At 68.0% G+C, this 12,298-nt stretch carries 7 protein-coding genes and 1 pseudogene; 5 read left to right on the top strand and 3 right to left on the bottom strand.

What is annotated here, in order from left to right; translation table 11 throughout:
• Positions 1–288: pseudogene (locus ACE3S9_RS07120) on the bottom strand (dipeptide epimerase); the annotation flags it as partial.
• Positions 289–406: 118 nt separating this feature from the next.
• Between ACE3S9_RS07120 and ACE3S9_RS07115 the strand changes: the two are divergent.
• From ACE3S9_RS07115 to ACE3S9_RS07100, 4 genes are all read left to right on the top strand, one after another.
• The gene (locus ACE3S9_RS07115; protein WP_374545748.1) at positions 407–1,549 is read left to right on the top strand and encodes an MlaE family ABC transporter permease; all 1,143 of its coding nucleotides are present in this window, start codon (positions 407–409) and stop codon (positions 1,547–1,549) included.
• Positions 1,550–1,557: 8 nt separating this feature from the next.
• Complete coding sequence (locus tag ACE3S9_RS07110; protein ID WP_374545747.1) at positions 1,558–2,376, top strand: ABC transporter ATP-binding protein; 819 nt, start codon at positions 1,558–1,560, stop codon at positions 2,374–2,376.
• A gap of 56 nt (positions 2,377–2,432) precedes the next feature.
• Entirely contained in the window at positions 2,433–3,329 is an 897-nt protein-coding gene (locus ACE3S9_RS07105; RefSeq protein ID WP_374545746.1) for an MlaD family protein, read from the top strand.
• Between the two features lie 94 nt (positions 3,330–3,423).
• Positions 3,424–4,032: an ABC-type transport auxiliary lipoprotein family protein gene (locus ACE3S9_RS07100; protein WP_374545745.1), complete on the top strand. Its 609-nt coding sequence runs from the start codon at positions 3,424–3,426 to the stop codon at positions 4,030–4,032.
• Between the two features lie 97 nt (positions 4,033–4,129).
• Here the strand turns inward: ACE3S9_RS07100 and ACE3S9_RS07095 are convergent, their stop codons facing one another.
• Positions 4,130–10,978 carry a hypothetical protein gene (locus tag ACE3S9_RS07095; RefSeq protein ID WP_374545744.1) on the bottom strand — a complete coding sequence of 2,283 codons (6,849 nt, stop codon included), beginning with the start codon at positions 10,976–10,978 and terminating at the stop codon, positions 4,130–4,132.
• Positions 10,979–11,331: 353 nt separating this feature from the next.
• On the opposite strand from ACE3S9_RS07095, the gene ACE3S9_RS07090 reads away from it, so the two are divergent.
• A complete protein-coding gene (locus ACE3S9_RS07090) occupies positions 11,332–11,721 on the top strand; it encodes an Hpt domain-containing protein (RefSeq protein WP_374545743.1) in 390 nt (129 codons plus the stop codon).
• Here ACE3S9_RS07090 and ACE3S9_RS07085 read toward each other — a convergent pair.
• A partial coding sequence (locus tag ACE3S9_RS07085) for an alpha/beta fold hydrolase (protein WP_374545742.1) occupies positions 11,718–12,298 on the bottom strand: 581 nt, incomplete at its 5' end. The genes ACE3S9_RS07090 and ACE3S9_RS07085 overlap by 4 nt on opposite strands.

The raw sequence follows: 12,298 nt of genomic DNA, 5'->3' as shown, positions 1-12,298 counted from the left end.
GAGCGCGTTGCGTGCGGCGCCCGCCGGCAGCAAAGCCTGCAGCGCGGCGCGGTCGGCGCCGGCCTCGATGGCCGCGCGAACCGATTCGATCTGTTGCGTCACGCTGTCCACGCTCTCGCCATAGCGCGCATAGGGCGTGCATTCGCCGCGTCCGGCGAAGGCGCCTTGCCGAATGGTCGCGACGACGACGACGGCCTCAGTTTTCGCCCCGCGCGCGATCACGAAGGGGTTTTGCAGCGCGAATCGCTCCGCGCCAAGGGTGAGAAAGCGGGAGTCAGGCGCGGTCATAGTGTTGCGCCGATGCAAGCAAAGGCTTGGAAGAGCATGTTTTTTGCATTTCGCTTTTGCCTAAACGGGCTCGCGAGGGTATTCAACTTTGATATCGAGACAAGCGGAAACGCGCTGAATGTCGAGTTCCACATCCGCCGAGCCGGACTTTTCAGTCGAAAGGGACGGCGCGAACGTCCGGATCGCACTGCGCGGCGCCTGGACGATTGCCGGCTCGCGGGCGCTGGAAAAGGCCGCCGCCGCGCTCGGCGCGGCCGGCCGGGGCGCGGCCAATGTCGCGATTGATTTCGCCGGCGTCGCGCGGCTCGACACCGCCGGGGCCTGGCTGATCGACAAGGCGCGGACCCAGATCGCCGCCGCTGGCGCAGCGACGGAATATAGCAGCCTCGACCGCGAACAGAGCATTTTGCTCAACGAGGCGGCTTATTGCGCGCCGCCCCCGCGCGCGCCCAAGCCCAATTTCCTGCTCGCGCAGCTCAGCCAGCTCGGCGGCTGGAGCGTGAAGATCGCCTCCGACGTCGTGGCCGGCGTGGCCTTCCTGGGCGAATTGGCGGGCGCGGCCTTGCGCGTGACCTTCAATCCCGCGCTGACGCGGCCGACGTCGATGGTGTTCCATATGGAATCCTTCGCGCTGCGCGCCGTGCCGATCATCGTGACGATCAATTTCCTGGTCGGCTGCATCGTTACCCAGCAGAGCGTCTTCCAGCTCCGCCGCTTCGGCGCCTCGACCTATGCCGTGGATCTCATCGGCGTGCTGGTGCTGCGCGAGCTGGGGGTTCTGCTGACCTCGATCATGATCGCCGGCCGCTCGGGCTCGGCCATCACCGCCGAACTCGGCTCGATGAAGATGCGCGAGGAGATCGACGCGCTGCGCGTGATGGGCATGGCGCCGATGGAGGTGCTGGTGCTGCCGCGCATGATGGCGCTCATCGTCTCACTGCCGCTGCTGACCTTCATCGCCGATATGGCGGCTTTGGGCGGCGGCATGGTCACGGCCTATCTCTATGAGGGCATCAGCGCGGAATCATTCCTGGTGCGGCTGCAGGACGCCATCGGCCTCAACACCTTCCTGGTCGGGCTGATCAAGTCGCCCTTCATGGCTTTGGTCATCGGCATTATCGCCTGTATCGAAGGCTTCCGCGTCGAGGGCTCGGCGGAATCGCTCGGCCGGGGCGTCACGGTGGCGGTGGTCAATTCCATTTTCATGGTCATTTTCGTCGATGGGCTGTTCGCGATCTTTTTCGCGGGCGTCCATTATTGAGGGCGGCAATGGCGGAGCAGGGACCGGAGCCGATCATCAGGGTCAGGGGGTTGGAAGTGTCCTTCGGCGCGAAAGCGGTGCTGAAGGGCCTCGATCTCGACGTGCCCCCGCGCGAGGTGACCGGTTTCGTCGGCGGCTCCGGCCAGGGCAAATCCGTCCTGACCCGCGCGATTCTCGGGCTGGTGCCCAAACAGGCCGGGACGATCGAGGTGTTCGGCGAGGATATCGACAAGCTCTCGCCCGCCGCCCATCGCGCGTTGGAGCGGCGCTGGGGCGTGATGTTCCAGGGCGGCGCGCTGTTCTCGGGCCTCACGGTCAAGCAGAACATCCAGACCCCGATGCGGGAATATCTGTCGCTCAGCCAGTCCGTGATGGACGAGCTGGCCATGCTCAAGATCAAGCTGGTCGGGCTCCAGCCCGACGCCGCCGACAAATTTCCCTCCCAGCTTTCCGGCGGCATGGTCAAGCGCGCGGCGCTCGCCCGCGCGCTGGCGCTCGACCCGGAGCTCTTGTTCCTCGATGAGCCGACGTCTGGCCTCGACCCGATCGGCGCCGCCGAATTCGACGAGCTGATCGCGACCCTGCGCGCGACTCTCGGCTTGAGCGTGTTCATGGTGACCCACGATCTCGACTCGCTCTATTCGATATGCGACACCATTGCGGCGCTGGCGGACGGCAAGGTCATCGCCTGTGGGCCGCTCTCGACCATGCTGGCGTCCGATCATCCCTGGCTGCGCTCCTATTTCCACGGCAAGCGCGCGCGCTCGATCGTCAGGTCGGATCACGATTGTCCCGCTTCGGAAGCGCCGGAGGCGGCGCGCGCATGAGGCGATCCCCATTCATCCGCGGCCGCCGCGGACCACGGAGCTAGAAGGAGCCGAATATGGAGACGCGCGCCAATTATGCGCTGATCGGCCTGTTCACGCTGGCCGTGATTCTCGGCGCGTTTGGCTTCATCTATTGGTTCAAGACTTTTGGGCAACAGACTGTTCGGACGACTTATAATATCCATTTCAATGGGTCGGTCTCGGGCCTGCTGAACGGCGCCTCCGTGCTATTCAACGGCCTCAAGGTCGGCGAGGTCACCGAACTGGGGCTGATTCCCGAGGACCCGAGCCGGGTCTACGCCAGGATTTCCATTGACGCCCGCACGCCGGTCAAGACCGACACCGCCGCGTCGCTCGAATTCGGCGGCCTCACCGGCGTGGCCTCGGTCGCGCTTCAGGGCGGCGGCGCCAATGCCGAGCGCTTGCCGCCGAACGGCGTCATCAACGCCGCGCCCTCGCAGCTTCAGAACCTGATCCAGCGGGCGCAATCGCTCGCCAGCAAGGCGGACGAGGTGCTGAGCGGGGTCGACAAATTGCTGAAGGACACTGGCCCCGGGCTGAAGGCCACCGTGACCAATGTTCAGGAGATCACCGGAACGCTGGCGGACAAGAACGGCAATTTCCTGCAGGCCCTGAACAGCATCGAGCCGGGCAAGGTGCGCAATATCGTCAATAACGCCGATCAGGCCATGGCCAAGGTCAATACTTTGCTCGGCGACGGCGCCGGCAAGACCATGATTTCCGATATTTCGGAGGCGGCGCGTTCGATCCGCAAGCTGGCTGACAATCTCAGCCGCTTCGCCAATACCGGGCTGAAGCAATATGAGGGCCTCGCAGTCGACGGCCGCAAGACCCTGCAGGACGTCGATCACGCCGTGAAGACCATCGAGAAGAACCCGCAGAGCATCATATTCGGGCCCAAGCCGGCGCTGCCCGAATATACCGGACGATGAGGGCGGCGGTGACGAAAGGCGGCTTGTCATTTCCCGGCGGCTCTGCTTTTGCATTGCAGCGAGCCTTTGGCTCGAGCAGAGGGATCGGGATCGCGTGACCATCTTGCGCGCAGAAAGCGGGCGTCGCCGGACGCCGATCGGCCTGATCGCGGGCGCCATGGTCGTGGCGCTCGGCCTCGCCGGTTGCGGCAGCCTCGGGCCCGCGCCGCAAAGTTTCGATCTCAGCGCCGCCTCGGCCAAGGCGCGCGGCCTGATCGCGCGAATCTTCGTCGCCCAGCCCACCGCCGTCCCGCCGCTCGATGGCGATCTGATCGTGGTGCGCGGCGCCGACGGCAGCCTGAGCCGCGTGCCCGGCGCGCGCTGGGCGGATCGGCTGCCGGCGTTGCTCCAGAGCCGGGCCGCGCAGAGCTTCGAGAACGCCGGGCTGATCCGCCAGGTGTCGCTGTCCGGCGAAGGCGCGCAATTCACGCTGGCGCTCGAAATCCGGCGCTTCGGCATAGACGCTGCGACGCGGACGGCCGATGTCGAATTGACGGCGCGGCTGATTGCGCGTTCCGACGGACAGGTCGTCGCCGCGCATGTGTTCTCGGCTTCCGAGCCGGTCGGCGAGATTGTCGCCGGCGCGGCGGCGCAGGCGCTCGACGGCGCCTCGGAAAAGGTGCTCGGCCAGATCGTGGCCTGGGCGGCCGGCGCGGCCCGATAGGGGCGAGCCGTCCCGCCGGCGGAGGCTCCCAGCTCCTTGAAATGAAAAACGCCCGGATCGCTCCGGGCGTTTCGCTATGCTTGTGGGCTTTCCCGCCTTAGCCGAGGCGGCCCGAGGCGTGGGCGAGCACGCTATAGACCTTGCCCGTCTCGGAGGCGAGATAGGAACGGGTCAGCAGCCCGTCGCGGTCGTCGCGGCTGACTTCGCCCAGCAGGCGCTCGAATTCCTGCAGATAGCGGTCCACCGTCACGCGGAAGTCCGGCTCGCTGGCGTAGCGCTGGCGCACCTCGTCAAAGGTCTTCTGCCCCTGCGCGGTATAGAGCCGACGGCTGAAGGCCGAGCGGTCGCCGCGGCGGAAGCGGTCCCAGGCGTTGATCAATGCGTTCTCGTCGACCACGCGGGCGATTTCCGCCGACAGGCTGTCGAGCGATTCGCCCGGCGCCTGATAACCTTGGCCAGCCGTGTCCTGGCTGTGGCCCGGCGTCGGCTCGTCGGCGGAGGCGCGGGCGAGCAGGTCGCTCATCCAGCCGCTGCGCTCCTTGCCGCGCGCCGGAGCCGGCGCCGGCGTGGGAGCAGCGGCCGTCGGCGCGGCGCGGGGCGCCGGGGGCCGCAGGTCGAAGCGCGGGGTCTCGCGGGCCGGCTCGCTCCAGTTTTCGTTGCGGACCTCGCGACGCGGGGCCGGGGCGGGCGCCGGACGCACGGGTTCCTGACGAACAGGTTCCTGACGCGCCGGTTCGGCGACGTCATAGGCGAGGCCGGAGCGCGCGACCAGTTCGGTCAGCTCGTTCAGCGCCTTCATCTGGTCGGCGACCACGCGGCGCATGGCCGCCGCCTGCTCGCTGGTTTCGCGCGGCAGGTCAACCGTGCCGCGGCGCAACTCCTGGCGGGTCGCCTCCAGCTCGCGCTGGATCTCGCCGGTCATGGCGCGCAGCTCCTGCGACACGCCCTTGTAGCGTTCGGTGCTCTGCTGGAACAATTGATTCATCTGCGCCAGCGTCTGCTCATAGGCGGCGGTCAGTTCGGCACCGGTGCGTTCGCGTTCGCGGATGGCCTGCTGGCGCAGCTCCTCGTGCTGGCCGGTCAGCATGCCGGCCGACGAGGCGGCGGCGTCTGACAGGAAGGTTCCGACCTCGCGCGCCCGCGCCTCGGCCTGCGACAGGGTCCGCCCGATGGTGGCCGAGAAGGCGTCGAGACGCGCCTCGAACTCCGACTGGCGGCTCTGGGCCTCGTCGTAAAGGGTCTGGAGGCTGCGGAACCGCGCTTCCAGCGCGCCGTCGGTCTCTTCCTGAGCCTTGGCCAATTCGGCCAGGCGCTGCTGCAGCGCCTCGTCGATCTCGCTCTGGCTGCGGGACATTTCGTGGAGACGGACGTCGAAGGCGCGGCCGATCTGGGCCTGGACCAGCGACATTTCGCGCAGCGAGGATTGCAGCGTCTTGGTCTGCTCCTGAACGGAGCGCGCGGCTTCCTCCACGCCTTCCCCGGCCTGGCGGGCGACGGCGTCGAGCCGGTCGACCTCGCCATGCAGCGATTCGACCGCGCCGCCTAGGGCGCCGATCTTCGGCGACAGCGCCTCGTCGGCGCTTTGCAGCCCGGCCTGCGCATTGTCGATCGTCGCCAGCAAAGCGCGATGGGTTTCCGTCATATTGGCGACGAGGCCGCCGACGTCCTGCTTGATGCGGCGGCCGGCTTCGTCGAGTGCGCCGCTCATTTCCGCCTGGCGCTGGGCCAGGGTTTCAAGGACGTCGGTCGAGCGGTTAGCCAGCGCGCCGACCGCGCTCTCGCTGAAGGCGACGATCTGCGACACGACCTCGCCGCCGCGCGACGTAAGCAGTTCGACCAGCTTGAGGCCGCGCGAATCGTACCATTCGTGCAGCTCGGCGGCGCGGGCGCGCAATTCGTCGGCCAGCGCGCGGCCGCGGCCGTCGACGGTCTGCTCGATCACGCCGATGCGGCGATCCATTTCGGCGCCGACCTCGCCGAGGCGGGCGACGACATTATGTTCGAACTGGTCGATATGGCCGCCGAGGTTCGCGGCGATCTCGGCGGCGCGGCCGCCCAGGGTCTCGTCGATCTGCTCGGCCTTGGCCGAGAGTTCGTCGGCCAAAGCGGTCGAGCGGGCGAGCAGGATCTCGTCGACCTCGCGGGCCTTGCCCGAGATTTCGGCGCCGACCGCGCCGAGACGTTCGGCCACGCTGCGCTCGAAGCGGTCGAGATGGCCGCCGAGGCCGGCCGCGATCTGGCCGGCGCGGTCGCCGAGCGTCTGGTCGATCTGATCGGCGCGCGCCGCCAGATCCCCGGCGAGCGCGGTCGAACGCGCGACGACATTGCGTTCGAAGCGGAGGATCTCGCCGTCGAGGGTCGCCGCGATCTCGCTGGCGCGGTCGCCGAGCGTCGCGTTGATCTCGTCGGCCTTGGCGGCGAGATTTTCGGAGACGGCGGAGGAGCGGGCGAGGATGAGCTGGTCGATCTCGCGCGCCTTGCCGGAAATCCCGTCGCCGACCTCGTCGAGGCGGGCGACGACATTGCGCTCGAAGCGGTCGATCTGACCGTCGAGGGTGGCCGCGATCTCGCCGGCGCGGCCGCCGAGCGTGGCGTTGATCTCGTCGGCCTTGGCCGAAAGCTCATCCGACAGCGCGGAGGAGCGGGCGAGCAGGAGCCGGTCGATCTCGTTCGCCTTGCCGGAGATTTCGTCGCCAACCTCGTCGAGACGGGCGACGACATTGCGCTCGAAGCGGTCGATATGGCCGCCGAGATTGGAGGCGATCTGATCGGCGCGGCCGCCGAGCGTGACGTTGATTTCCTCGGCCTTGGCCGAGAGTTCCTCGGTGAGCGCGGTGGAGCGCGCCAGGATGATCTCGTCGAGCTCGCGCGCCTTGGCGTCGAGCGCCTTGCCGACCTCGCGGCCGCCCTCGCCGAGCACCTTGGCGATGTCGATGGCGCGTCCCGCCAGAGCGTCGTTGAGCTGCCGCGAGCGGGCGCCGAGGCCCTCGTCGGCCTTGGCGATCAGGTCGTCCATGATGCGCACGACGTCGCTGGTCTTGTCCGAGGTGCGGTTCTCGAAACGATCGATCTGCTGCTGCAGCAGATTGGTCGTCTCCTCGGCGCGGCGGCCGAGGCGCGTTTCGAGCTGGGCGCCGTGGATATTGATCGCCATTTCGATCGTCGCCAGCCGTGAGGCGATGGCGCCGGACAGGGCTTCGGACTGGTCGCCGATGCGGGCAACGGCCGCGCCGCCGGATTCGGCGATGGCCTTGTCGAACGCGCCGAGCGTCTCTTCCAGCATGGCGCGCAGGGCGTCGGTCTGCGTCTTGATGTGATCCGCAGAGCCTTCTCCGCCCGAGCGCATGAGCTGGTCGAGCGCGGCGAATTGCGCCACGAAATCGGCCTTGAGTCGTTCGGCGTGGTCGATGAGCCGCGATTGGGTGTCGGCGACGCCGGCCGCCATGCGGCTCTCGAAGGTTTCGATTTGCGCGGCGATCTCCTGCGACATGCGGCTGGCGTGGGCGCCGATGCTGCCCGAGGCTTCCTCGCCGCCGCGCAGCAGGACCTGTTCGAAGGCGTCGAGGCGCTCCGACAGGGTTTCCGACACGCGGTCGCCATGCATGCCGATGGCCGCCACGGCCTCGGACGCGACCTGGGCGAAGCCCCTCTGCGTTTCGTTGACGCGCCGTGCGATGGATTCGGCGGTCTCGCCGGCGGTGGCGGCGAAATTCCGATCCACCGTCGCCGATTGCGCCAGCAGCGCGTTGAGCGTGGCGTCGGCCGCCGTCTGGAAGCGGGCCTGAGTCTCGGCGACATTGCGGGCGAGGGCTTCGCCGACCGACTCGCTGACGCCGGCGAGCGCGTCGCGCAGCTCCTGGCTGCGCCGCTCCGCTTGTTCCGAGGTCTCCGCCGTCAGGCGGTTGAATGCGTCCTGATAGGATTCGGCGTGCTGGTTGAGGGCGGCGAGCTGGCTTGCCGTCGCGGCCGTCACGGTCTTTTCAAGCCGCTCATTGTGCGCGGCGACGGTGTCGATCGCCTTGCGGGCGCTCTCCTCGACGCGCTGTTCGAACGCCTCGGTCTGACCGGCGAGAGCGGCCAGCGGCAGTTCGGTCGCGGCGGCGACGCTTCTCTCCAGCCGCTCGGTATGGGCGCTGAGCGCCGCCACGGTCTGCTGGGCGGTTTCGCCGAAGCGCTGTTCGAAGGCTTCGGTCTGGCTGACGAGGGTCGCGAGCGGGACTTCGGTCGCAGCGGCGACGGTCTTCTCCAGCCGTTCGGTATGGGCGGCGAGCGCCTCCACCGCGTGCTGGGCGGTTTCGCCGAAGCGCTGCTCGAAGGCTTCGGTCTGGCTGACGAGGGTCGCAAGCGGCGTCTCGAGCGCGACGGCGACGCTCTGGTCCAGCCGATCAGTGTGGGCGGCGAGCGCCTCGACGGTCTGCTGAGCGGCTTCGCCGAAGCGTTGCTCGAAGGCTTCGGTATGGCTGACAAGGGTCGCAAGCGGCGTCTCGAGCGCAGCGGCGACGCTCCGGTCCAGCCGGTCGGTGTGGGCGGCGAGCGCCTCCACGGTCTGTTGGGCGGTTTCGCCGAAGCGTTGCTCGAAGGCTTCGGTCTGGCTGACGAGGGTCGCGAGCGGCGTCTCGATCGCGGCGGCGACGCTGTGGTCGAGCCGGTCGACATGTTCGGCGATGGCGGCGAGCGCCTGCTCGGTCGAGCCGGCGAGGCGCTGCTCGAGCGCCTCGGTCTGGCTCGACAAGGCGGCAAGCTGGCTTTCCGCCGCGCCGCCGATGCTGCGCTCCAGACGGTCGTTCTGGACAACGATCGCGTCCACGGTCTGCCGCGCCGTCTCGGTGAAGAGCTGGTGGAAGGTTTCGGTATGGCCGACCAGGCCGGCGAGCTGGTCCTGCGTCGCGGCGGCCACCAGATGTTCGAGGCGCTCACCCTGGGCGGACATGGCCTCGATCGTGTGCTGGGCGGTCTGGGCGAACTGCTCCTGGAAGGCGTCGGCATGGCCGGTGAGGGCGGCCAGCGTCTCCTGGGTGGTCAGGCCGACCGATTTCTCCAGCCGCTCGACATTGTCGTGCAGCGCGGTCTCGATGCGGCCGGAATGCGAATCCAGCCGCTCGATGGTCGTGTCGGTGAGGGTTTCGAGCTGGCGTTGCAGGCCGTCGGTCCGCTCGCCGATGGCCGCCAGCGCGCTGGCGGTGGCCTCGTCGACCGTGTCGCGCAACTGGACCGTATGGCCGGCGATGGCCTCGATGGCGTCGGTCGCGACGCGGGCGAACTGGTCGTTGAAGGCTTCGGTATGGCCGGCGAAGGCGACCAGCGTCTCGTTGGCGGCCTGGCCGAAGCTCTCGCGCAGCGCGCCGGCGCGGCCGGCGACTTCCTCTACGGTCTTGGCGCTGACGTCGGCATAGGCTTGGCCGATCGCCTCGACATTGGCGCCGAAATCCTGCACCGCACGCTGGGCGGTGTCGCCGACATGCAGATGGAACGCTTCGGCCTTGGCGGTCATTTCCTCGATGGCCGCAGCGGCGGCGGCGGCGAATTCCTCCACCGCGCGCTCGCGATGGCTTTGCAGCGACTGAGAGAAAGCCTCGCCGAGCGAGCCGAGCAGGCTGTGCGCCTCGGCGGATTGCGCGTTCAGCTTGTCGCTGAGCTCATTGCTGGTCGCGGTGAGGGAGTGCTGGAACGCCGGCCCCTGGATGGCGACGAGTTCGTGGATCCGGCCGGCCTGTTCGGACAGCCGGGCGGAAAGCTCGTCGGAGCGCTGGCCGATGGTCTCGCCGAGGCGGTCGCCGATCGCGCCGAGACTCTGCGACAGGTCGTCAGTGCGCGACTGGGTCTGCTGCAGGAAGGATTCCGCGAACAGGCGCAAGTCGCCGTCGATCTTGGCCGCGCGCTCGTCGAGCACGCGCGAGGTCGTCTCGCCGGATTCGTTGAACCGCTCCAGCAGGTTCTGGGCGCGGCCCTCAATCTGCTGCAGCAGCGAATCGCCGGATTGCCCGAAGGCCTGTTCGATGGCGCCGCCCTTGTCCTCAAGCGATTTGGCGATGCGGTCGCCGGTCTGCTCCAGCAATTCGGTGAGCTGCTTGGTCGCGGCTTCCAGCTCGCGCGAAACGGCGGTATGGGCGCTGGAAAGGGCGGTCGAGATCTGGTCGGCGTTGGAGACGATGGATTCGCGTTCGCTCGAAAGCTCGTTGAGCAGCAGCCGGATGCGGCGCTCATTGTCGCCGTAGGTGCGCTCCAGCGAGGACACTTCGGCGCGAACCATGGTTTCGAGTTCGCTGGCGCGGGCGAGCGCGCGTTCGATGCCGTCGCCCATCGAGGCGACCTCGCGGCGGATCGCCTGGCTCAGCGTCACCACCTGTTCGGTGGCGATGGTTTCCGGCTCGGCGAGACGGATCGCCACCTGCGCCATGGAACGGGCGGTGTGACGCATCTCCTGCGAGCGGCGCATCACCGAACCCATCGACAGGAAGAAGATCACCGGGCCGATCAGCGCGAAGGCCGACAGCGCGGCCGTCGGGCTGAACAGCGAATTGGAGAAGGCGGCGCCATGGGTGAAGACGAAATAGCCGATCCACAGGCCGGCCCAGGCGGCGGAGGCGATGATGGCGGCGGTGAAGGCGGCCGAATCGGGCCGCGCCTGCAGGCTTTGCAGAATCTGGCCGACCGAGGGAAGGTCGTCGTTAGCGGGCCGGGGGCCGGTCGGCGCGCGCGGCGCGGGCTCGGGCTCCTTGGCGAGTTGGGTCAGTTCGTCGGGCGAGACTTCCGGCAGGCGCGGAGCGGAGGCTTCCGCGCTTTCGGCGCGCGGGGCGGGCAGATGAAAGTCGAGCTTGCCCGCTTCCGGCGAATCTTCCTTTGGCGCGGAAGCCGCCGTCTCGGTTTCCATCGTGAGCCGAAGGGCGTCCTCGATGGCGGACAAAGCGGCCGCCGCGGGATCCTGAGCCTTGCTCGGTGTGGACATATCCAATCGCCTCTACAACTGACAAAGAACCAACGCGACGCTGGTGCGGCGCGCCGACGCCCGGCCAAACCCTCGCAATAAGCGGAAGTTAACCAAGTCGCAGTCTACGCTCGCGGCCAAAATATGGAAACGGCCCGCTCGCAGGCTTTTGTTAACGTCGTTAACGGACCATTAGGTATGTTTTCAAAAAAAGGCGCAATAGCCTGGAAAATAAGGGTTTGGTGAATATTTTCCGCGCAGTTTCAGGGCGGGATTCGGCTGTGGTTTATGCCGCGCGCCCGGGTTTTACGGGTGGGCGGCGGCGGCGAATTAACGAATTTTCGCGAGAACGCGCCTTGGCGCAGGAGAATCAAATGGGTGTCGCGGCGTTTCGGATCGAGGGCGGGCAGCGCGGCGGCGAGCCGGGCTTGCGCGTCGAAAAGGCTTCGCCGGTCGATCTCGTGCATCTCGCGCGGCAGACCATGGGCGATCGCGCGCTGGAAAAGGAACTGCTCGCTTTGTTCGAGCGTCAGGCCGCGCAGATCGCCGAGCGCCTGCGCCAGGCGGAAGCCGGGCCGGAGGCCGCCGATCTGGCCCATAAGCTGAAAGGCTCGGCCCGCGCGGTCGGCGCGGCGGCGGTGGCGGCGGCGGCGGAACATTACGAACATGGCGCCCGCGCCGGCGTACTGGGCCAGACCGAAGCTGAACGGCTCGGCGCCGCCGTGGCCGAGGCGCGCGATTTCATCAGCGCGCTGATGGCTTAAGCGAGAAATTCGGTAACAGCGGCGAGAAAAGCCTCTTTCGATTCGACGCAAGCGAGATGCGCGCCCCGCAGGCGCGTAAGCTGCGCGCCCGGCAAGGCGCGCGCGAGGGCTTCGCCGAGCGCCGGCGGGGTCGACGGATCGGCGTCGCCGGTCAAGACCAAAGCGGGCAGCGGCGGCGCAGCCCGGATGGCGTCGCGCAGGTCGAGATCGCGCAAGGCGGCGCAGCTCGCGGCATAGCCCTCGGCCGAGGTTTTACCGAGAACACTCTGGATTTGCGCGGTTTTTTCTGGATGAGCGGCGCGGAAGCCGGCCGTCAGCCAGCGCTCGATCACGGCGGTGGCGAGCCCCGCCATATCGCCCCGGCGCGCGGTGCGGATGCGCGCGTTCCAGGAGTCAGGCGTGGGAAAGTGCAGCGCGGTATTGGCGAGCACGAGCCTGTCCAGCCGCTCGGACGCATGAATCGCCAGCCACTGGCCGACCGCGCCGCTCATCGAAAGGCCCAGAAAATGCGCTCGCCCGATCGCCAAAGCGTCCAGCAAGGCGAGGACATCGGCGCCGAAATCGCCGAGGCTGTAAG

The organism is Rhodoblastus sp. (assembly GCF_041915505.1).
GTDB lineage: Bacteria > Pseudomonadota > Alphaproteobacteria > Rhizobiales > Beijerinckiaceae > Rhodoblastus.
The sequence above is the reverse complement of the archived record's forward strand: the minus strand, read 5'-3'. Positions and strand labels throughout refer to the sequence as shown.

Bases quoted from the DNA above. Each gene is read 5' to 3' on its own strand.
- ACE3S9_RS07105 (WP_374545746.1), top strand. From the start codon at position 2,433: ATGGAGACGCGCGCCAATTATGCGCTGATCGGCCTGTTCACGCTGGCC.
- ACE3S9_RS07090 (WP_374545743.1), top strand. From the start codon at position 11,332: ATGGGTGTCGCGGCGTTTCGGATCGAGGGCGGGCAGCGCGGCGGCGAG.
- ACE3S9_RS07115 (WP_374545748.1), top strand. From the start codon at position 407: ATGTCGAGTTCCACATCCGCCGAGCCGGACTTTTCAGTCGAAAGGGAC.
- ACE3S9_RS07110 (WP_374545747.1), top strand. From the start codon at position 1,558: ATGGCGGAGCAGGGACCGGAGCCGATCATCAGGGTCAGGGGGTTGGAA.
- ACE3S9_RS07095 (WP_374545744.1), bottom strand. From the start codon at position 10,978: ATGTCCACACCGAGCAAGGCTCAGGATCCCGCGGCGGCCGCTTTGTCC.